This is a genomic window from Pectinatus sottacetonis (genome assembly GCF_015732155.1).
Classification (GTDB): domain Bacteria; phylum Bacillota; class Negativicutes; order Selenomonadales; family Selenomonadaceae; genus Pectinatus; species Pectinatus sottacetonis.
This window is the reverse complement of the sequence record NZ_WIQK01000001.1, coordinates 1,976,190-1,997,955: the sequence shown is the minus strand read 5'-3', so window position 1 is coordinate 1,997,955 and position 21,766 is coordinate 1,976,190. Positions and strand designations below refer to the sequence as shown.

Annotated in this window: 19 protein-coding genes; 10 read left to right on the top strand and 9 right to left on the bottom strand. The window is 34.2% G+C overall.

The annotated features are described in order from the left end of the window. Positions 1-100 precede the first annotated feature (100 nt). From I6760_RS09360 to I6760_RS09345, 4 genes are all read right to left on the bottom strand, one after another. A complete protein-coding gene (locus I6760_RS09360) occupies positions 101-892 on the bottom strand; it encodes a diguanylate cyclase domain-containing protein (RefSeq protein WP_196594182.1) in 792 nt (263 codons plus the stop codon). Positions 893-930: 38 nt separating this feature from the next. Then, entirely contained in the window at positions 931-1,800 is an 870-nt protein-coding gene (locus I6760_RS09355; RefSeq protein ID WP_196594181.1) for a response regulator transcription factor, read from the bottom strand. Positions 1,801-1,821: 21 nt separating this feature from the next. Further along, positions 1,822-3,498: an SEL1-like repeat protein gene (locus I6760_RS09350; protein WP_196594180.1), complete on the bottom strand. Its 1,677-nt coding sequence runs from the start codon at positions 3,496-3,498 to the stop codon at positions 1,822-1,824. A 77-nt stretch (positions 3,499-3,575) separates the two neighbouring features. Then, a complete protein-coding gene (locus tag I6760_RS09345; RefSeq protein ID WP_196594179.1) occupies positions 3,576-4,787 on the bottom strand; it encodes a multidrug effflux MFS transporter in 1,212 nt (403 codons plus the stop codon). Positions 4,788-5,044: 257 nt separating this feature from the next. Between I6760_RS09345 and I6760_RS09340 the strand changes: the two genes are divergently transcribed. From I6760_RS09340 to I6760_RS09325, 4 genes are read left to right on the top strand one after another with little or no spacing between them, the layout of a single operon-like run. Further along, positions 5,045-5,542 carry an HD domain-containing protein gene (locus I6760_RS09340; RefSeq protein WP_231036202.1) on the top strand — a complete coding sequence of 166 codons (498 nt, stop codon included), beginning with the start codon at positions 5,045-5,047 and terminating at the stop codon, positions 5,540-5,542. Between the two features lie 15 nt (positions 5,543-5,557). Next, positions 5,558-6,373 (top strand): dihydropteroate synthase, encoded by an 816-nt coding sequence (gene folP / locus I6760_RS09335; RefSeq protein WP_330997959.1) that lies wholly within the window; start codon positions 5,558-5,560, stop codon positions 6,371-6,373. An 11-nt stretch (positions 6,374-6,384) separates the two neighbouring features. Beyond that, positions 6,385-7,239 (top strand): 2-amino-4-hydroxy-6-hydroxymethyldihydropteridine diphosphokinase, encoded by an 855-nt coding sequence (gene folK, locus I6760_RS09330; RefSeq protein WP_196594178.1) that lies wholly within the window; start codon positions 6,385-6,387, stop codon positions 7,237-7,239. Beyond that, on the top strand, positions 7,236-8,324 hold the full coding sequence (locus I6760_RS09325) for an iron-containing alcohol dehydrogenase family protein (RefSeq protein WP_196594177.1): 1,089 nt from the start codon (positions 7,236-7,238) through the stop codon (positions 8,322-8,324). The genes folK and I6760_RS09325 overlap by 4 nt, the downstream gene beginning before the upstream one ends. An 18-nt stretch (positions 8,325-8,342) precedes the next feature. Here the strand turns inward: I6760_RS09325 and I6760_RS09320 are convergent, their stop codons facing one another. From I6760_RS09320 to I6760_RS09310, 3 genes are all read right to left on the bottom strand, one after another. Beyond that, positions 8,343-9,050: an SIMPL domain-containing protein gene (locus I6760_RS09320; protein ID WP_196594176.1), complete on the bottom strand. Its 708-nt coding sequence runs from the start codon at positions 9,048-9,050 to the stop codon at positions 8,343-8,345. A gap of 24 nt (positions 9,051-9,074) precedes the next feature. Then, entirely contained in the window at positions 9,075-10,181 is a 1,107-nt protein-coding gene (gene ychF / locus I6760_RS09315) for a redox-regulated ATPase YchF (protein ID WP_196594175.1), read from the bottom strand. Between the two features lie 266 nt (positions 10,182-10,447). After that, positions 10,448-12,340 carry an LTA synthase family protein gene (locus I6760_RS09310; protein ID WP_231036198.1) on the bottom strand — a complete coding sequence of 631 codons (1,893 nt, stop codon included), beginning with the start codon at positions 12,338-12,340 and terminating at the stop codon, positions 10,448-10,450. Positions 12,341-12,739: 399 nt separating this feature from the next. On the opposite strand from I6760_RS09310, the gene I6760_RS09305 reads away from it, so the two are divergent. The 6 genes from I6760_RS09305 to I6760_RS09280 all read left to right on the top strand — a co-directional run bounded on the left by I6760_RS09305 (position 12,740) and on the right by I6760_RS09280 (position 19,524). Then, positions 12,740-13,750: a hypothetical protein gene (locus tag I6760_RS09305; RefSeq protein WP_196594174.1), complete on the top strand. Its 1,011-nt coding sequence runs from the start codon at positions 12,740-12,742 to the stop codon at positions 13,748-13,750. 50 nt (positions 13,751-13,800) lie between these two features. Beyond that, the gene (locus I6760_RS09300; RefSeq protein WP_196594173.1) at positions 13,801-14,721 is read left to right on the top strand and encodes a hypothetical protein; all 921 of its coding nucleotides are present in this window, start codon (positions 13,801-13,803) and stop codon (positions 14,719-14,721) included. A 347-nt stretch (positions 14,722-15,068) separates the two neighbouring features. Next, positions 15,069-16,127 (top strand): hypothetical protein, encoded by a 1,059-nt coding sequence (locus tag I6760_RS09295; RefSeq protein WP_196594172.1) that lies wholly within the window; start codon positions 15,069-15,071, stop codon positions 16,125-16,127. Between the two features lie 32 nt (positions 16,128-16,159). Continuing rightward, complete coding sequence (locus tag I6760_RS09290; RefSeq protein ID WP_196594171.1) at positions 16,160-16,903, top strand: phospholipase C/P1 nuclease family protein; 744 nt, start codon at positions 16,160-16,162, stop codon at positions 16,901-16,903. Between the two features lie 43 nt (positions 16,904-16,946). After that, positions 16,947-18,863 carry a bifunctional metallophosphatase/5'-nucleotidase gene (locus tag I6760_RS09285; RefSeq protein WP_196594170.1) on the top strand — a complete coding sequence of 639 codons (1,917 nt, stop codon included), beginning with the start codon at positions 16,947-16,949 and terminating at the stop codon, positions 18,861-18,863. Positions 18,864-18,891: 28 nt separating this feature from the next. Next, entirely contained in the window at positions 18,892-19,524 is a 633-nt protein-coding gene (locus tag I6760_RS09280; RefSeq protein WP_196594169.1) for a Crp/Fnr family transcriptional regulator, read from the top strand. A gap of 129 nt (positions 19,525-19,653) precedes the next feature. On the opposite strand, the gene I6760_RS09275 is transcribed toward I6760_RS09280, so the two are convergent. Continuing rightward, entirely contained in the window at positions 19,654-20,244 is a 591-nt protein-coding gene (locus I6760_RS09275; RefSeq protein ID WP_196594168.1) for a ribonuclease H1 domain-containing protein, read from the bottom strand. A gap of 50 nt (positions 20,245-20,294) precedes the next feature. Beyond that, positions 20,295-21,584, bottom strand: a complete 1,290-nt coding sequence (locus tag I6760_RS09270) for an amidohydrolase (RefSeq protein WP_196594167.1) — start codon at positions 21,582-21,584, stop codon at positions 20,295-20,297. Positions 21,585-21,766: the final 182 nt, after the last annotated feature.

Here is a 21,766-nt window from a genome sequence, read left to right as displayed (position 1 = left end):
CTATCATACGAACGGCATTTTTTCATAAAAGTACATCACTTATTGTGAATGAAAATGGGTTGGGAAATAGTCTCTTGTTTTTATATTTATTATATTTTCTTCATCTGGAATATGTATCGTAAAATTCAGAATCTCTCTTCAAAATATGCTCAATGATAACTTCCTGTATTAAATATTCTATAACTTTTACCACATCTTTGTTTTTGATGAGATATTCATCATATAAATTTAATATTCTAACGATAAGATCACGATGAGACTGACGATGTTTTGTAAAATCTTTATAATGCAGATTATACATTACTTTTTCTTCTTTTTTAAAATGCATTACAATATTTTTCAGCATTTGTGCCAACAGACCGCTTATAACTTCTTTTTTACTGCCGTTAACACTGTTTTTTATCAATTCATTAGACAACGCCACTAGCTTATAATGATCTTTATCTATTTCAGGATTGTTTGTGGAAAAAAATGGTCCCCACTCTATCTCTATCGGTTTTCCATTCTCAACAATATTCAGATTTTCTTCATAAACAATCTTGTTTTTACCAGTAAACTTAGCCAGATATAGTGAATTATCAAGTCGTTTCAACAGTTTTTCATAATCATCTGTATATCTCCATCTGGCTACACCAAAGCTGGCAGTAATTTTTCTTACATTAATAAATTTATGCATACTAACAGTCCGCCGCATTTTTTCTGCCATATGGATTATTTCATCAGTCGCATCAATATCAAGCAAAGCAATAAATTCTTCTCCACCCCAGCGATATAATATGCCTTTTTCTGTTAATGCTTTTTGTAAAATAATAGCAACTTCTTTTAGGACATGATCTCCCTTAAGATGACCATATTCATCATTTATATTTTTGAAATTATCAATATCTACCATTATAAGAGAAAATTTACTATCATATTTTTGAGCCGCTTCTATTTCTTTTTATAAATATCCGTAAAATATGTTCTGTTATATATTCCAGTGAGATTATCCTTTATTGCTAAATCAAAAAGTTTTCTATTTTTTATTATCAGCTCTTTTCTCATTTTATATCGACTTATGCACGAATGTATTCTCAGCATGAACAAATTATAATCAAACGGTTTTATCATAAAATCATCAGCACCTATACTCAGGCAGTGAGGTATTATTTGTCCATTATTGTAAGCCGTTATCAAGATTATTATGGCTTCATGGTCTTTTTCTCTGATATAATTAGTCAATGTTTCTCCATCATAAATCGGCATTAGTAAATCAATCAAAAAAAGATCGTATTTTTGGGTGCATTTTAAAAATTTTGCTGAATCTTGATAATAATCAACATCAAATATACCCGAACTGGAAAAGTTATTTTTGATGATATTTAACGATAATTTACTATCATCAATAACAGCTATATGGAAATTTTTCAAAAAATTAATCATTTCAATATCATATTTTACCGTCTGGAGATATTTTTCAAATCTATTTCTGTCGAAGTCTTTTTTATTAAAAAAAGCCATAATCCCAAGCTGAAAATAATACTTTTTAGTATTAAAATCATGCTGTGAAGAAATGACCACGATGGAGGGACGAATCACTCCTTTGGCATTTACTTTATTAATCAAATGTTCAACGGACAATGATGAAATACACTCATCCACAATTATAAAATTATACTTATGATCTTCAAGGACTTTGTCAAGGATTTCATCCATATCAGCACGAAACCATATACACGTATAAGAAAACCCATTTTTTTCAACTATATCCCGCACTTCTTTAGCAAAAATTTTATCGGTTTGAATATGCAATACACGCATTTTTTTATCCTTATCAATTGATTATTTATTTTCTCTGAGCCATTTTTCTGCAGCAGCATCCCCGTTAGATGCAGCTTTTTCCATCCATTGCTGTGCTTTTTTCATATTTTTATCTATTTTATCAGAAGCATATAGTATACCTAAGTTATATTGTGCTGCTATTTCTCCCTTATTAGCAGCCTTTTGATACCAGCTTTCTGCCAACTGATAATTTTTTTCTACGCCATATCCGTTTTCATACATGACACCAAGACTACACTGTCCTTTAATGTCACCTTTTTTAGCTGCTTCTTCAAAATACTGTGCCGCTTTTTGATAGTTTTTTTCTACACCTTCACCGTCAAGATACATACAGGCAATTTGATAATCGGCCTGACCGATTCCTTTTCCGGCAGATTTTTTATACCACTCTATCGCTTTTTGATAGTCTTTTTCTATACCTTCACCCTTTTGATACATTATACCAAGATTATAAGCTGCATAGGGATCAGCCTGTTTAGCTGACTGGTTAAACCATTCATAAGCTTTCTGGAAATTTTTTTCTACTCCTTCACCACTTTTATACATTGCCGCAATTTCAAATTGTGCCGGAGCATACCCTTGTCGCGCAGACTCCATATACCATTTGGCTGCTTCCTGATAGTTTTTTTCTACACCCACACCTTCATCATACATTGTTCCTAATACACATTGAGCTACAATATGATTTTTTTCCGCTGCACGATGGTACCATTTAGCTGCTTTTTTATAATCCTGCGCTATTCCTGTTCCCATATCATACATCTTGCCTAAATAAAACTCTGCCGGTACAAAGTCCTGTTTTGCTGCTAATGAATACCACTTTACAGCCTCTTCAAGGTCTTCTTCTACTGCACAACCGGCAGCGTACATTATTCCCATGTTACACTGGGCCGGGGCATGCCCCTGTTCAGCTGAGCAACGATAGTATTTCAAAGCCTTATTTTGATCCTGTTCCACGCCATAGCCATTATCATACATAAACCCTAAATTACATTGAGCTAGGGCATTACCCCTATCAACAGCTTTATTATACCACTTTACAGCTTTCTTATAATCTTGTTTTACTATGTTATTTCCTTCAAAATATATATCGCCTAAACGGCATTGTGACGCAGCATGTCCATTTTCAGCAGCTTTTTTATACCAAGCAAGTGATTCTTCTGCATTTTTAACAACACCCCAACCGTTGTTATAAAAACCAGCCATATCATATTGGGCCAAAGCATAGCCATTATCTGCCGCCATTTTACACCATTTTACTGCTTCTTTAGGATCAACTACTACCATTAGTCCTGAATAATATAAAAAGCTTAATTCATATTGCGCAAAAACATCTCCGTCTTCAGCTGCCTGTTTTATTTCATCAACTAATTTAGGCTGTCCATAATTAGGTTTTTCCAATATATAATACCATAAGGAACATAGTTTATCACCCAGTTCATGTCCACGTCTATAATACTTTTTCTGCAATACTTTATTATTATATTTTGTAGTAAGATGTCCATTATAGATTTTACCCAACAAATAAAAAGCCCTGGAATAATCCGCATCTGCCAATGGTTTTAACAGTTCAAATGCTTCTTCATAATTACAATGTTGAAATAGTTTTTCTGCTGCCTGCATTTTTTCATCATTCTGCTGCTGTATTTCATTATTATTTTTATTATTGTAATTCATATTTATAATTTCCGCCTTTCATACGGTTAACAAATATATTTCTTTAATTATAATATATCTAATAAAATTTACTGTTATTACAACATACGTCCTTTTATAAATCTAAGAAAAATAACTAATGCCGCTAGTTCACAAACTAAAATCGTTATTGCTGTAGGCAAAGCCGTATTTGGCCCTCCCACTCCCACTACAGGAGCTATCAGTCCTCCTGAAATCATAGAAAAAAAACCTAAAAGAGCTGATACACTTCCTGCTTTATCAGCTCTTCCTTTCATTGCCAGGGAAAAACTTGTAGCAGCAATATTGGGTAATGCTGTTTCAGTTAAAAGCAAAAATATGATAAGAATATATATATTCCAATTTTGTAATATTCCCAATAAGAAAATAGTACCAAATATTACCCCTTGGAGTAATCCATAAAATAACAGTTTTTCTTCTTTTATTTTTCCTGCCAGAAAATTTGTCAACTGCCCCGATATAGCCATTCCTATGCCGACCACTGCAAATACCATACTAAATTTCTGCGGTGAAAAGCCATAAATATTTTGTAATATAAATGGCATACCAGATATATAAGCAAATAAGGCAGAAAAAACAAAAAATTGAATGGCACAAATCCCTACAAAAAAATGATCGCAGCATAATCTTATAAACACTTTTGTTACTTCAACCAGACGACCTGATATCCTTTTTTCTTCCGGTAGACTTTCCTTATAAAAAAACATTCCTAATATAACAATAATAATTCCTATTATTGTTAATACTGTGAATATGCTGCGCCACGAAAAAAAAAGTAACAGTTGACCGCCTATTACCGGTGCAAAAATAGGCGCCAATCCCTGTATCACCATTATAGTAGCTAAAAATTTTGTCAGTAAACTGCCTGAATATAAGTCACTAGCTATTGCCCTGCTTACAACCAGTGCTGCTGCGCCGGCAAATCCCCCGATAAGGCGAATCACGATAAATATCTTTATGGAAGTTACTACAACGCATCCGGCCGCAGCTGCTGAAAAAACCAGCAATCCCATAATTAACGGTTTTTTTCTGCCAATGATATCACTTAATGGTCCCACAACAACTTGACCAAATGCCAGGCCTATAAGCCATGCCGTGAGTGTCAGCTGAACATATGATGCTGAAGTATTCAGCTGGGTACATACTTCCGGCAATGCCGGTAAATACATATCTGTAGCTAAAGGACCGATCGCTGCTATTGCTGCAAGTAATATGATTAACATTTTGCCTGTATTTTTTGTATTTCCTGTTTTATTTTCTCCTAATGACATATAATACTTCCTCCAAATAACAAATAATCACTGTAAGAATTATTATATTTATCCGCAATAGTAAAGTCAATGAATATTTACAATTCATAAAAAGAAGTATATAATTTAAGTTTTATAGATTACAATACAAATACAGGGTTTTATTAATAACCGCAATCGGACAATAGGAAAATCTGATTTTTAATGCAGGTATATTCCCATAAATCACAGAATACATATTGATATTGTTACAAATTTTTATAAGGATAGCAAATAGTATGGAAAAATTTTTAATGAACAATCGTAATATAATTTTAAGGCATTCTTTATTTTGCACTCACTATCAAGAGATTTTGCATGATGAAAAGGACCGTATATTTTGCCGTCACGACATAAATCATTTTCTTAGTGTAGCCCGTATTGCTATGATTTTAAATGTTACAGAAAAATACAACATTGATGAAGAAATTATTTATGCTACTGCTCTATTACACGATATTGGCCGTCATGAACAATATAAAACCGGCGTTGACCATGCTGCAGCCAGTACCAGCATAGCCAAAAATATTCTCAATGATTGTACATTTTCTTCGCAAGAGAAAAAACTTATATTGACGGCAATTTCCTGTCACAGTGACAAACGTATTGAACACAGTCGTAGTTTATACGGGCTCATTTATCGTGCTGATAAACTGAGCCGCAATTGTTTTTGCTGTGAGGTATACCAAAAATGTAAGTGGACTGATGAAAAAAAATGCCGCAATTTAATATATTAAAAAGGAGATTTTTTCGTGCTGATAGGGAACAAAAATTTTACTGAGAAAAATAAAACTTATATAATGGGGATATTAAATGTGACTCCCGATTCATTTTCCGATGGAGGAAAATTCAATTCTTATGATGCTGCTTTAATCCATGCCCAATCAATGCTTGAAGATGGTGCTGCCATTATAGATATAGGAGGCGAATCTACTCGTCCCAATCATATTCAAATCAGCAGCCAGGAAGAAATAGAACGAGTATGTCCTATTATTGAGGCAGTAAAAAACAATCTGGATATTCCCATTTCTATTGATACTTACAAAGCCCCTGTGGCAGAAGCCGCTATAAAAGCAGGTGCAGATCTGGTAAATGATATATGGGGATTAAAATATGACAAAGCTATTGCTAAAGTTATCGCTGATACTAAAACAGCCTGTTGCCTGATGCATAATAGTAATAACACTAATTACAATGATTATTTTAACGATGTGCTAAATGATTTAGCTGAAACTTTATCTATAGCAAAACAGGCGGGGATAACTTCTGATAAAATAATCCTCGATCCAGGCATAGGTTTTGGCAAAACTTATAATAACAATTTAACTTTAATAAAACATATGGATATATTACATAAATTCAATTTGCCTTTACTATTAGGTACTTCACGTAAATCTGTAATTGGTCTTACGCTGGATCTTCCCACCGACGAGCGTTTGGAAGGTACCCTGGCAACTACGGTTATGGCTGTACTGAAGAATTATATGTTCGTTCGTGTACATGATGTAAAAGAAAATTACCGCATCATAAAAATGACAGAAGCTATAAAATACAGCATGGATTCTTGACAGGAGTATTTATGGATATTATAACGATAAAAGATCTAACAGTTTATGCTTTTCATGGTGCTATCCCCGAAGAAAACAAGCTGGGACAGAATTTTATGATTTCAGCACAGCTGTTTACAGATACCAGCCGGGCGGGAATATCCGATGATCTTGACCAGACTATTAATTATGCGTCAGTTTGTAAATTCATCGCCCAATATACTGCACATCATACTGTAAAACTTTTAGAAACAGCCGCTGAACAACTTGCCCGCCGTCTTCTGATAAACTTTCCCTTAATTAAAAAAATTAATTTAACAATAAAAAAACCCCATGCCCCTATTGGCTTACCAGTAAAATATACAGCAGTAACTATTTCAAGATTTTGGCATGAATCGTTTATAGCTTTCGGTTCAAACCTGGGCAATTCTAAAATCTATATCACGAATGCTCTCAATGCTTTAAAATCTGACCAACAGATAAAGCTGTTTTCCATATCCGATTTTTATACTACTACACCTTACGGCGGAATTGAACAATCTGATTTTATCAATGGTGTTTTTAAAGTATCTACCCTGCTTACTCCACACGAATTACTGAATAAATTACATAAATTAGAAAATGACGCCGGCCGCAAACGAAATATCCACTGGGGTCCGCGTACACTTGATCTGGATATTTTATTATATGATGATGCTATAATTAATGATAGTGACCTGATAATCCCCCATACAGATATGATAAACCGTGATTTCGTGATGGCACCATTGGCACAGCTTGCCCCTTATAAAATTCATCCATTATTAAAAAAATCCATACAGGAATTGTATGAAAATATTCCTGCTGAGCAGATCCATATAATAAACAAGGAGAAAATATCTTTATGAGTAATACATTATTTTTACCAAATTATACTGCTGGCACCACTGCTTACGAACAAGTACCTGACATATGCTGCCCTTACGGTACAAAAGCTGTTGTGATCGGTGGTAAAACAGGTATGCAGAAAGCTCGGGCTATCCTGTCAGCAGCAGTTGCGGCTTCTGAGCTTGAGATAATAGATTTCATCTGGTTTGGCGGCAATGTTACCCATGATAATATCAACAAACTGTGCTCTAATAAATCCGTAAAATCGGCCGATATGATTTTTGCCGTAGGTGGCGGCAAGGCTCTTGATACAGCAAAAGCAACTGCTGATAAGCTGTCGAAACCTGTATTTACATTTCCTACTATTGCATCTAACTGTGCGCCTGTAACATCATTATGCATAATATACAATAATGATGGCAGTTTTGGTGAATTTTATTTTGGCAGACGCCCAGCACGCCATGCTTTTATAAATACAACAATTATAGCCAATGCTCCTCTTATGTATCTTCGTGCTGGAATTGGTGATGCTTTGTCTAAACAATATGAAGCCGATTTTAACTCCCGCCGTTTTAATCTTGACCATGAAAATGAACTAGGACTGCAAATAAGCCGTAATTGTTCCGCCTTGTTATTAAAATACGGCATTCAGGCTCTTACTGCTGCAATGGCCCATACAGTTTCCGCCCCATTTGAGCAAACTATATTGACTATAATTGTAAATACCGGCCTGGTATCATTACTTGTAAACAACAGCTATAACAGCAGTATGGCACATGCTGTGTATATTGCCCGCACACAGCTGCCTCGCTGTGAACGGCATATGCACGGTGAAATAGTTGCTTATGGTGTTTTATTCCTATTAACTCTTGATAATGCTATCGAACAAAGAAACAGCGTTTACGCTTTTAATAAAAAGGCCGGTTTGCCACTTTGTCTTAAGGATATAGATGTAAATGATAATGCCCTTGAAAAATTTACTGCTATTATTGCCAAGGATAAATACATTTCCTATGCCCCTTATTCTGTCAATCAGCAAAACATAAAAAAAGCGATTGATGCTCTAGAAAAATATCATCAATCGCAAAATAATAATATTATATAAATAAAATGCCTATAAACTTCAATTAATTTCAAAAGTTATATTGATCCGGGCTGAAACTTGTAAATCATGGGAATTTATCGGTGTATTAACCATATCAGTCTTCATCGCTTTTAAAGCAATATTAGACGCACGATAATTTTCTATATAAGTATTACTTTCACTTGCACTAACAACATTTATAATATTTTTCCCTAATTCCCCAGCTATGATTTTTGCTTTTGCTTTTGCATCAAGAACAGCAGATTTCATAGCTGAATTTTTATATTTCTGAGCATCTTTCAAGCCAAATGTAACAGAATTAATATTATTGGCCCCATTTTTTATTGCTGCATCAATAATGTTACCAACTTGATCTATATTATCCGTAGTGATAATTACATTATTAGTTACTTTATAGCCAATAATATTCTGACCATCATTTTTGCTATAAACAGGATAAAAATTATACGATGATGTTTTTATATTTTTTTGCTGGAATCCCATGCTATAAAGTGCATTTTGAATTTTTGTCATTATAGCAGCATTCTGGCTTGACGCTTCTTTAGCTGTTTTACCTGTTGTTTCAACACCAATTTCCACTGAAGCCTGATCAGGCGTAACATAAAAACTCGATTGACCTTCTACCGTCACTGTCCTGGCTGAAGATTCTGCATTGGCTACAGACATCGTACAAACAAATGGTAACAACAAAAATAATACCGCAGACACAAGGAAATTTTTTCTCATATTTATCATCTCCTATAAAAACATTTATACATTAAATCTAAAGTATGTAACATCGCCATCCTGCATTATATAATCTTTCCCTTCAAGACGAACCTGACCTTTTTCCTTAGCAGCGGCCGTACTACCAGCTGCTACCAAATCATCATAGGTCACAATCTCAGCCCGGATAAAACCACGTTCAATATCTGTATGAATCTTCCCGGCAGCTTGTGGTGCTTTCATTCCTTTAGTTATTGTCCACGCCCGGCATTCATCAGGTCCTGCCGTTAAAAAGGTCAATAATCCTAGCAATTTAAAAGCTGCTTTTATCAGTTTATCCAGCCCTGATTCATCCAGTCCCATTTCTTTTAGAAATTCTTTAGCTTCATCAGCATCCAATTCAGCAATTTCCGATTCTACCTTTGCCGAAATAACAACTACACCAGCTTTTTCACCTGCTGCGTATTCTTTGACTTTTTGCACATAAGCATTTTCCTGATCGGCCGTTGCAGCTTCGTCTTCTGCAACATTGGCAATAAATAAAGTCGGTTTCATTGTCAATAGATTAAGTTCCTTGAGCATGACTACTTCATCATCAGTTATTTCTGCATGGCGAGCCGGTTTACCATCGGAAAGTATTTCGTAAATTTTTTTAAGCATTTCTTCTTCTATTTTAGCTTCTTTGGCTCCACTCTTGGCAGCTCGGGTCACTTTATCAAGACGCTTTTCCACAGTTTCCATATCTGCTAAACACAGTTCAGTATTAATTATGTCAATGTCACGAATCGGATCTATTGATCCTTCTACATGTGTAATATTTTTATCCTGGAAACAACGTACTACATGTGCAACTGCATCTACCTGGCGGATATGTGATAAAAATTTATTCCCCAAGCCTTCTCCCTGAGCCGCTCCTTTTACCAGTCCAGCTATATCAACAAAACGAATTGAAGCAGGTGTAGTCTTTTTGGAATTGTACATCTCATGCAAAACTTTTAACCGTTGATCTGGCACCTCAACAACACCTACGTTAGGTTCGATTGTACAAAAAGGATAATTAGCGGCTTCTGCTCCTGCTTTCGTTATCGCATTGAACAACGTACTTTTTCCTACATTAGGGAGTCCGACAATACCAACTTCCAAATTACTCAAAATAATTTCTCCTTCATATTTATTTGACATAATATACATACCTAAAGATGTGAAATCTTAAGAAATAAAAGGACCTACCCACTGCATGTAAATCTTACAGATTCTCTTAACAATGGACAATGACCTGCCCATATTTATATCATAATTGAACAGATACAGCCATCTTTTTTCATATTGACAACAGTATATCCCATTTATGCTTTTTTGGACAGTGCTACTATAATTATTATACATTGCATTGATAAAAAATAAAAGTATCGCATTATTTAACGCTTGGCTGTTAATTTTAACGCATTTTTCCCTATAATATTTCCATATTTAGCCTTCCACCACGAAACAGCACGGATAGCATCCGCATATTCTGTAACAACAGCTTTAGTAGGAGCTTTTTTGTCTGTCAGAAATTCCTCCGGTGCAAAATTATTTGTACCGGTTTTCCCAATGTATCCGTCCGTAAGCCAAAAAGCATAATTTGCTGCTATTTTATTATCAAATGTCAAGCTTTTTCCCACTGAGTAATATTGAAATCCCTTTGGTGCTATAAGCTCAATGAGTGTGGGAACTATATCAATCTGACTACCTACCGCTTCTGCCGGGAAAAAGCTCTTTTTAATCCCAGGACCTGTTATAATAAAAGGAATAACATACCGTTTATACATTGACGGCGTTTTTTCTATATTATATCTGTCTGCATGATCGCCTACAATTATAAATAAACTGTCTGGATACTTTTCCCTCATTGTCACAATAAAGTTTTTAAGCATTCTATCGGCATACCAGAAATGTCCCAATTCTTTTATTAGTTCAGTATCATTTCTATATTGAGGCGCAAGCGCATTTTTTACCTGAGCAGAATCAAATCCGTTTGCCTTTAAATCAACTTCAAACGGCGAATGATTGGATACATTAAGAATAACATTAAATGAATCTTCTTTACCAGTGTCTGTTAACACCAGACTATATAAATCTTTATCATCCGCTCCCCATACGCTACCTTTTGATGTTTCATGGATATCACTGCGGCTGTAAAATTTATCAAATCCCTGTGCCCGTGTAAATTGTTCTATATTTTCCCATGAAGATGGTCCAGCATAATAGAATTTCGTCACATAACCCAGTTTTTTCATCTGCGGTGCAGATGCTGTAGAATATGGCTGCTTCATATCATTAACCATAGTCGTTAAATACAAATTGGCATCAGCAAGATTAGTTACTATTCCCATAAGTGCATTTACCGTGCTTGATCCATTCGGCAGAAAAGCTTTACAGTATACTGTATCTGGCTGTTTAATTATTTCTTTCATTCCATCAGCTATATGCAGTCCGGCATATTCGTCCAAAAGAGGCCAGTTAGCATAGCTTTCTGATATAATAAGAAATATATGTGCCGGTTTTTTTATTTTTGCGCCTTCAGCTGTTTTTTGCAGATAGTAATCCAAGTTATTGCTGCCACTTTTTTTATTACTTAAATATGCTGCAAAAGTCCTTACGTCAGCAGGTGTATAACTTAATCCATTACTGGCAGAATTTCTTTTTTCCAGACAATAGGCACGATATAACGCCTGTCCATCATCCAAAATAGCTTCATTTAAAAAATTATCCTTAGTTATTGCTGAGTTTTCCCAGTTTATCTGTGTTTGCCAGCTCCAGCTCCCACTGAACAAGGATACACGAATAAGCAGATATAATAAAATAAAAAACACAATCTTCCCCGGCCAGCGTAATGGATATATTCTGTGTGGAAGTTTTTTTTCTATATCCAATGCAAAAAATTTCTTCCATATATAAAACAACCCTGCCGTTAGTATCACCGCTGCAAGCATACGCACTGGCAGATTAAATTGCTCTACCATTGTCCAAAATAAAGCCCGCCAGTCTTCATGCATTCCTGTAAATATCATTCGATTGAATCCGCTATGGTATGTACGGTAAAAAGGGAATCTGGCAATATACAAAACTGCCGCTGCAAACAATTGAATGAATATAACTGTATGAAAGCAGATATTACCCCAATGTTTAGAAAAAAGGCTTCCTACCAACAAAAAACACATTGCTATAAGCGTAAGGACACCAACAGTTTGCATGCTCATCTGTGCCCCTAAAATTATAGCTTGTAAAATATCATTCGTTGTGATTTGCGCTATAATATATTTATGCATGTCAATTATAAATATTAATCTGAATACAAATAATACTATCCAGAGAAAAAAATAATATTTTATGCTTTTCAATAAAAACGAAAATATTTTATCCCAGCAATTATCAATCTTAAAAACTTTTTTTAACATAGACATACTGCCCTTCATATTAGAATTAACATGTGCCATATTACCACATCAAACATTTCTAAGCAACCTTGATAAATCACACATAATACCTTATTTATCTTTCACTATCCTCCATTTTTTTATTATACCGCAATATGCTTGTTTATGTTAAAATAAAGTGTAATGTTGATTTTTAAGAAAAACTTATAGTATAGTGAAGTTAGACTTTTGTAGAAAGGGAAGTTATCATTTATGGCCTGGCATAGATTCAAAGTAAAGGGCAAACATTATATGACAAAACGCATGCGAACACTTGATGTTATAGCGCGTTCTGATGTTACCGCCAAACAAAAAGCAATTACTAAAAAACTTTTACCTCCTTTTATATGTGAAGAAATCGCTTTTGATCCCCCCACTAATAAACTGCTTGAACAGGCCAAAAGTGCTGGCATTATTATACCCAAAAATGCCAGCTATGACGATTTACTCAGTCTTATAAACAGAAAGAATGATATTGCTCCACCTGCCGGTATAATTGCTTTTGCCGAAAGATGGGATATATACTTTTCTCAGTATATTGGCAACAAAGATCTTTACAATCTTATATTTAAAAGTTTATCACTCCAAAATAAAGCCGCTTTTTTTATATTTTCAGTTTACAAATTTTTATCAAATGACAAAAAGTCCAATCTTGACACACATCCATATAAAGATATTTTTTATAAATTTGCTGCTGCCACTACTAATGATAAACGTCTCCTGCGTTCTATCAGCCATTACAAGGGGGAACAGCTCTGTGCTTTTGGTACAGCTAAAAATTTACCTGATAATTACAAGGCAGGTGGTATTAAAACTATCGCCTATAAAGCTGCGGCCGCATTTATCGAAGAATATTTTGATGATAATTTCTTACCCCGTCCTCTTAAAGAAGGAAAAAAAGACTATATTGCAACGCCCATGCAAAATGCTACTATCGAGAAAAAAACATTAGTTAATTTATCTATATCCGACAGCAGTGCAACAAAAGGAAAAAATAGTCCATCTGTGTTCATATTATCTAAAAATGATCACTATATCCCCAGTAGAGCCATTGAATTAAAGACAAAAATAATAAAAATACCTGAGCTGGATAATAAAGCAACTGCTGACTTACCTGTTTATGCCCATGAAAATATTACAGCACTAAGCACTATGCCATACACTGCTAAAAAGCATTCCAATACCCAAAGCAGAAAATTAGGCTGTCTTACTTTAATAATAGTTTTGGTTCTCTTTATTTTGATTATATTGTTTCTATTATAACAACTAATAATTGACAACCCAAATTTAATTTTTATAGAGGTGATTACATTATGAAAAAAAATTTATTGTTTTTATTTTCTCTATTGTTTATTATTTTTACAAGTATACAAACAGTATTTGCACAAGGCATAATTCATAATGCCGCAAATAGTAATGAAACCAAGTGGATCTGGGTCTATTCAGATTCCCGTTATGGTAAGCTGTACGCTCCCAGCAGAATAACTGTAACCCAGCGGAAAAATGGCATTCCTATATGTATAGAAGCATGGATAAAAACTACTTATTCTGCGGCTGGAGCAGCCGAAACTGTTTCTGCCATGAATATGTCCAAAGAAATTCATAAAGCCAGTGATTTACGCTACAGTCTTGCCCTCGTAGAAATAGATCCCCAGAATCGGACAATCAAATATACCCGAGAGATTTTTTACGACGCCCGGGGAAATATCCTTACTTCACATGTATACGATAAACCACGTTTAAAAGAAATAAATTCTCAATCTTTTGATGAGAATTTTTATGATGCTATTGTTGATCACGTATTCAATGAAGGTGAAACACAGCGGGCAAAAGCTTCCGATCGTTGGATAACATTATGGCGTAATGTCAATGCATATACAGCTGTTTCCGCAACAGCTGATACTACCACGATAAGAAAACACGGCAATGATATTATTATCTGGATATGGCAGGAAACCCGCAATAATACAGGTGGTCAAATAAAAGAAATAAGATTCTATAAAAAAGTGTTCAATCTTTCTACTTACAGTTATAGAATAGCCGCTTATTCATTATGGACACCTAAAAATAAATGGCAGAACAAAACCAACACCCTTAAAAATGATTTTATTTCCATTGTTCCTGATAGTAGAAATGATTGGGAATTCCGCTCCTTAAAAAAATATATAGGTAATCATCCTAAATGGGTCAGTCGCTATCAGACTGAATTCGTTGCTACACCTAACGAAAAATAGTATTGCTCAAAGATCATTATTTACAGAACAAATAAAAAAGACTAATAATAACTTAACTTACAATAGGTTCAAGTTATTATTAGTCTTTTTTTGTTTCTTAATATTTTATTAACATATTGTAAAAAAAAGACACTTATCCTTTTTTTATTATACTGCATAATATAATATTTTTGTAGTTCAATGAAAATAATCGCAAAATCAGATAACAAGATATGAAAGGGGAATATTATGCTAGTAAACTATAAAAATATTCAAGTATTTTATAACAGCAGTTAACGTCTAATAGTTGATTAATTTAATCAAAAAAATAAATATTTTAAATATAAAAATGGAAGGAAGGGATCATAATGAAAAAACATATACCTATCGCCCTGATTTTATCTATCATCTCAATTGCCAATTTTAATCACGTTTCCGCCGCAATGGCTCCTAAGGACTTAAAAATAACCCTTGACGGAGTAGAAAGTTATTATAGTGACCCTGATACTTTAAATACATATGCTCCTCCATCTGTCTTTAAAGACCGCAAAACAAAAAATTATTTTGATAACTATACACGTTTAGGCATAAAATACAAAATTGATGATACTAACTATATAGTCACAAGAATACACAGTGGTTATGATGAAGAGGGAAATGCAGCTCCTAATACCAATGATAATGGAGCTTATTTTGATCAGGCATATTTAAAACACATAGATCGCAAAAACAATATGACCTATATTATCGGAAAAACTGGTGCATATCTTGGACAGGGAATGGTTTATAATTCTTCTGGTAATTTAAATGGTGGTTCCATAACATACGGAGCATATTGGAAACCAACATGTATATCTGCTTATTATGGAAATAAAAATGGCGGCCAAACTTTAAAAGCATTAAATATAGATAAAGAAGTAGCCCCTAATATTAGAGCCACTGCAACATATATAAATTATAAAATACCAATATCCAAAATAAATAATTATGTCACCGATAATATTTACGATATTGGTATTAATGCCAAATTGCATAATGTAACACTCGTCAGTGAATATGCATACAACAGTAAAACAGAACCAGTTAAAACTCCTTATATGGGGGATAAATATAAAGGATATTATGTTGAATTATACACTGGCCCAACTACAGACATGACTGGTGAAATGCCTTTACAAAAAATTGGTACACAAGTATTTTCATTACGCTATCAGAATATTGGGGACTATTCTTCCATATCACCTACTGTAGGTTTTTACCCAGGTTACAAAGGATGGCGATTTGATTTTGGACGTACTATTGCCAAAGGTATATCTGCAGATATAGCTTATTACCGCATGCAAAAGAAAGGTCCAGAATATAATACAAATTTTGTAAGTGGAAAAAATAAAAATCTTATTGTTGGTGAAATTGCCTATAAATTTTAATAAGATTCACAACAAGAAGGGAAGAAATATCAATGAAAAAACAGTCCACCATTATTTCTTTGTTATTATGTATTATTTGCGTATTCACCATTTTTTCACCCAAAGCTTATGCATGGACAGACCAAGTTCATTTAGCAATAGGATATGCTGCTGGTTTCAAAGGATTCCATAACGATTCAGCTCCCGATGTATCGCATACCGTAGCTATCTTAAATAATTTACCAAAAACAGATGCTGAAGCTCATTTTTACGATGCGACACATCCTATAACCCCAAATGATGTATATACTCAATTGAAAGAAATTGGCGCTCAACGTCAAGACGGAAATACAGGCTATCTTTTAGGCGAAATTTTGCATACCGTACGCATGGCAAAACAACGTACAAGTTCTGGCAAGTTTGATGACTATTATTATGCTGTTTTATGCCATTATGTAGGAGATTTAAGTATGCCGCTACATGTATCAGCTTATGATGCTTTTAACAAAAAATATCATTTTGCTACCGACTCAATGCTTGATTATAAAAATGTTCCATATGATATAGATGGCGCTGAACGTATTGCCAAAGAAATAAAAATAGATGACAGCGTCCGATATCATAACGAAACAGATGTTGTTAATGCTATAGTTTCATTAGCAAACAAATCATACAATTTAAGCCAAAAAATGCGTGCTGAAAACCGCATGCCTACTCACGAGGAAGCTATCGAACAGGTTTCTCGATCAGCAACGATGTTTAAAGCTCTAATGAGATACTGCGGTAAGCTTAAATAATAATGATAAACTTACAAAGTTTATCATATGAGGATATAAATTTATGAAAAATGATGATAATTTTTTCGATAAACTAATTCAGACAAAAACGACTCGTAGAAATTTTATAAAAATGGGTGGTGCATCTCTTGCTCTTTTGACAATGCCAAAATCTGTGCAAAATATATTTGCCAAAAATACAATAACGGTAGCATTATTAGGAACAGCTGACTTACATGGCCGTATACTAAACTGGGATTATCTGAAAAACAGTGTCCCTCCGGCTAGAAGTGGCTTTACCGTTGGTTTATCACGTATCAACAGCCTAATTAAGAAGGAACGACAAAAGTATCCTCACCATCTACTTGTTGATAACGGTGACATAATCCAGGGAACTGCTTTAGACAAATATTATGCTACTAAAGACAAAAATTGGCATATACACCCTATGATGTCTATCTTCAACTATATGAACTACGACGCTATAAATCTAGGTAACCATGAATTTAATTTTGGCTTAGATTTACTAAAACGTTTTCTTCTCCCATCTAAAGCCCCTTGTCTATCAGCAAATACCTACGATATTTATACCAATCACCCCTGGAAATATGTAAAACCATACACTATAAAAAAAATTGATGTTTCTAGTGTTACCAATATTCCTAATGATAGTATTCGTATAGGAATAATTGGTACTGTTACACCCGCAATCCCTAACTTTGAAACACCGCAAAATTACCAGGGTCTAAAATTTATCCCACAGGAAGACGCTATAAACACTAATATTTCACTTTTAAAAAATAATGTCGATGCTATTGTGATCTTAAGTCATTCCGGAATTCCCTCAGCATCATCACCATATCCAGAAAATGGCATTGTCGCTATTACTAAAAAATGCCCTGGCATTGATCTTATTCTATCAGGTCACACTCATGTTCGTACTGCTCAAAATATGACTAAATATATCCGCAATAATACAGATAGTAGTGTCAATCCCCCTGTTGTATATGCTGATGGCATAATAAACAATATATATACAATGGCACCATATCGTTGGGGAACTTATTTATCTGAAGGTTTGCTAGACTTTGCTAAAGTAAATGGTAAATGGAAAGTACAAAATATATCAACAAAATTATTAAGTTCAAATGATACTATTGACGATCCAATAATTGTTAATACTGCCCAAAAATGGGACAAAGCCACAAAAGCCTATTTAAGTACAAAATTAGGAACATCTCGTGACAATTATTATGGAAAAAATGGTAATAAAATGTATACCCCTATTGTTGATTTTATTAACAAAGTGCAAATGAATTATGGTAAAGCCGATGTTTCTGCAGCGGCCAGTTTTAACCCTTCCGCGCTTATTCCCAAAGGTACTATAACACTCCAGAATATTCTCAGCATATATATTTACGAAAACTATTTGTTTACTATTAAGATAACGGGAAAGCAACTTCGGCAATACTTAGAACTATCTGCAAGTTACTTTGACCAAGTACCAAAAAATACCCCGGTAGATGGAACAATCAACCTGAATTATCTCAATAACGTAACTACTACTAAATCAGACTGGCCATCATATAATTATGATATGCTGACAGGTGTAAATTATGATATAAACATCAGCAAAACACTGGGAAACAGAATACAAAATTTAACTTATACTCTAACTAATAAACCCGTTAGTGATGATGATACTATACGCTTTGCCATAAACAATTACCGATTTAATGGCGGTGGCCCATTAATTCCAAAAGCAATAAGTATACAAAGCAAAAAGTTAAGTGGTTTTATGAATGCAATGGGCATCGACTCATTAGGAAGAAATAACCTCCCCAAACCAATAGTATTATGGAGTTCACAAAAATCATTGGCTGATAATGGACAAATTTCACATTTAATAGCAGCTTATATAAAGACAAAAAAAATTATTTCCCCTAGCCATACAGCAAATTGGCATATTATCAGCAATTAATTATTAAATACTATATACGAGATATATTATGGAACAACAAATAATCAATTTTTTACGTTTAATGCCTCCTGAAACAAAACAAAAAATATTAAAAAAAACTTTTTTGCCAGGTGAGTCAATAATAGCAAAGGGAAGTAAAATAACTTATGTATATTTTCTTTCCAGTGGCGCAATAAAAGTAAGTAATGAATTTGCCAATGGTCATCGTTATAGTTTCACTCAGTTTAATTCCCCTAATTTTATCGGAGAAATTGAAGTATTAGCTCATCAGCTAACATCAGCAGTAACAGTAGAAGCAATAACAATATGTAAAACATTCTTAATAGAAAACCATATTTTTGAAAAATGGCTACGGACAGATACTTTTTTAATTAATATGACAACACAATTAATGGCCAAAAAAATTTATCCTATTTTAAATGAAAATGGTAATATAAAATATATACCTGTTGAAGAAAAACTAATAACCTATTTATTTAAACATAGAACTATGTATAACAAAGATATGTTTATTATTAAGCAAAAGCGCCAGCAAATAGCTGACGAACTGGGAACCACTGTGAGAACCATCAATCGTTATATCAATAAATTTAAGGAAACTGGCATCATAAGTATTTTGCATGGAAAAATACTTATAAAAAAACAAAATATCTATAATTAATTTTAAGAGATATACAAAGGACTAACACATAATTTTCATTCATAATTGCGTTCTTTTTCCTTATCTTTAGAAAGACAGGAATAAACTGCATCTTTATGAAGTAAATGTCATTTATGTGATAGTCTTTTTTCAGTTTAGTCCTAATGCCTTTTTGGCTAATTTATCAACCAATTCATTGCCAGCAACACCTGCGTGTCCAGTAACTTTCTTAAAAATGATGATATCCAAGTAATTTTTCATATATTCTGCATATGCCCTGGTTCCTGGTGTATTAGTTTTCCAACGGCCCATAGCCCATTCTGAAATTCCTATATAATCATGATATATTATTGCTTTTTTCAGTTTATTTTTTTTAGCCCATTCTGCTGCCTTCATTGCTGCTTCTATTTCCCCAGCTACATTGTTCATTTTTACATTTTCTAAAGATGCTCCCACCCCACTATCACTATGGATAAGCTTTCCCTGGTAATAAACAGCTATAGCCCAGCTGTATCGGCCATTAATATACGATCCATCAACGTAAATATGATGTATATCCAAATCATTTGTTTTGATATTATTTACATCCTTCAAATAATTATGTGCTTCTTCTAATGTCACAAAACCTTTATATAATGCCCCGGTAAAATGATCAATTTGTGCTTTACACTGCTGCCATGTCTTGAAAATCCCTGTCTCTCGTCCCTTTTTAACTGCATAAAAATTCTTCTTCGCTGCCAACTTATTTCTCCCTATAGTCAATTAATTAGTCATTATAAATACAAAGTATGTCAATTTAGTAAACTTTTTCCAGTCAATCTTTGTGCACTTTTATTTACTGTATAAATTACTTTTTCTTCATCAATTGTGGTCAATTTCCCTTTCTGAAGCAAAATTTTTCCATCTGCCAACACAGTATCTACCATACCGGCATTAGCAGAATATACTAGTAATGAGATTGGATCATAGCATGGTGTCCACTGTGTACCCTGCATGGAAAACAATGTAATATCAGCTTTCATGCCAGGTTTAAGTTCACCCGTATTGTTCAGTCCGGCAGCTTTTGCCCCAGCAGCTGTCCCCATATTCAGTGCCTGGGCTGCTGGTATAAGTAATGGGTCTAATGTGTTTGCTTTATGTATGAGTGCTGCTAAATTTATTTCTTCCAGCATATCAAGGTTATTATTACTTGATGTACCATCTGTTCCCAAGCCCACACAGATACCTTTTTCCAATAATTTCCCTATAGGTGCTATACCGCTTGCCAGCTTTAAATTGCTGCCAGGATTATGGGCGACCCGCACATTGTGCTTCGCAATTATATCAATATCCTCAGTTGTTAAATGCACACAATGTGCTGCTAATACCCCTTGATCAAAGAGTCCTATTGATTCCATCAGGGCAATTGGTGTTTTTCCATACTGCTTTTTACAGTCTTGCACTTCATTTTCTGTTTCTGCCAAATGAATATGAATTTCCGCATTGTATTTTTGTGCTTTTGCTATTACTTTTTGCAAAAATTCAGGCGGGCATGTATAAGGTGCATGCGGACCAAACATGACTGTTATCCTGCCATCAGCAGCCCCATTGTAATCTTCAAATAAGCTGCAGTTTTCTTCCAATGCCTGTTGTCCGTTAGGCGCTACACCAATCATACCACGTGATAATACTGCTCTTATTCCCGTTTCTTCAACCGCCTGGGCTACTTTTTCCATGTCACCGTACATATCAACAAATGTTGTTGTTCCTGTCTTTATCATTTCGGCTATTCCCAGCATTGCACCCCAGTATATATCATCCTTATTCATTTTAGCTTCTATTGGCCATATTTTATTTTCCAGCCAGTCCATCAATTTCATATCATCAGCATAACTTCTAAGCAGCGTCATTGACACATGCGTATGAGCATTGATAAATCCTGGTATAGCTAGTTTGTCTTCTCCATCTATAATATTATCAGCCTTAAATGTTTCTGGAATATCTCCTATTGCTGAAATTTTATCATTAGTAACCATAATATTTGTTTTCTTCACTGTTCCGCCGGTCAACACAGCCAATACATTTTTTATTAAATTATTCATTATTTTCTCCTATATAAATTCAGGGGCTGTCAACAATGACATCTTCATTCATAAATATGCACTATTTTATTTCTCCTATCCATTGATAGAAGGACAGGAAACCGCTAGCGGTAACAGGTTACATTTTTATGAGGTCAATGCCAGCTCATGCGACAGCCCCTTTTACAATATTTATTTATTAT

Coding starts and splice junctions, on each gene's coding strand:
- I6760_RS09295 (WP_196594172.1), top strand. CDS start 15,069: ATGAAAAAACATATACCTATCGCCCTGATTTTATCTATCATCTCAATT.
- I6760_RS09310 (WP_231036198.1), bottom strand. CDS start 12,340: ATGCATAAATATATTATAGCGCAAATCACAACGAATGATATTTTACAA.
- I6760_RS09350 (WP_196594180.1), bottom strand. CDS start 3,498: ATGAATTACAATAATAAAAATAATAATGAAATACAGCAGCAGAATGAT.
- I6760_RS09320 (WP_196594176.1), bottom strand. CDS start 9,050: ATGAGAAAAAATTTCCTTGTGTCTGCGGTATTATTTTTGTTGTTACCA.
- I6760_RS09340 (WP_231036202.1), top strand. CDS start 5,045: ATGGAAAAATTTTTAATGAACAATCGTAATATAATTTTAAGGCATTCT.
- I6760_RS09355 (WP_196594181.1), bottom strand. CDS start 1,800: ATGCGTGTATTGCATATTCAAACCGATAAAATTTTTGCTAAAGAAGTG.
- I6760_RS09305 (WP_196594174.1), top strand. CDS start 12,740: ATGACAAAACGCATGCGAACACTTGATGTTATAGCGCGTTCTGATGTT.
- I6760_RS09360 (WP_196594182.1), bottom strand. CDS start 892: ATGGTAGATATTGATAATTTCAAAAATATAAATGATGAATATGGTCAT.
- I6760_RS09300 (WP_196594173.1), top strand. CDS start 13,801: ATGAAAAAAAATTTATTGTTTTTATTTTCTCTATTGTTTATTATTTTT.
- I6760_RS09270 (WP_196594167.1), bottom strand. CDS start 21,584: ATGAATAATTTAATAAAAAATGTATTGGCTGTGTTGACCGGCGGAACA.
- folK (WP_196594178.1), top strand. CDS start 6,385: ATGGATATTATAACGATAAAAGATCTAACAGTTTATGCTTTTCATGGT.
- I6760_RS09325 (WP_196594177.1), top strand. CDS start 7,236: ATGAGTAATACATTATTTTTACCAAATTATACTGCTGGCACCACTGCT.
- I6760_RS09290 (WP_196594171.1), top strand. CDS start 16,160: ATGAAAAAACAGTCCACCATTATTTCTTTGTTATTATGTATTATTTGC.
- I6760_RS09345 (WP_196594179.1), bottom strand. CDS start 4,787: ATGTCATTAGGAGAAAATAAAACAGGAAATACAAAAAATACAGGCAAA.
- I6760_RS09285 (WP_196594170.1), top strand. CDS start 16,947: ATGAAAAATGATGATAATTTTTTCGATAAACTAATTCAGACAAAAACG.
- I6760_RS09280 (WP_196594169.1), top strand. CDS start 18,892: ATGGAACAACAAATAATCAATTTTTTACGTTTAATGCCTCCTGAAACA.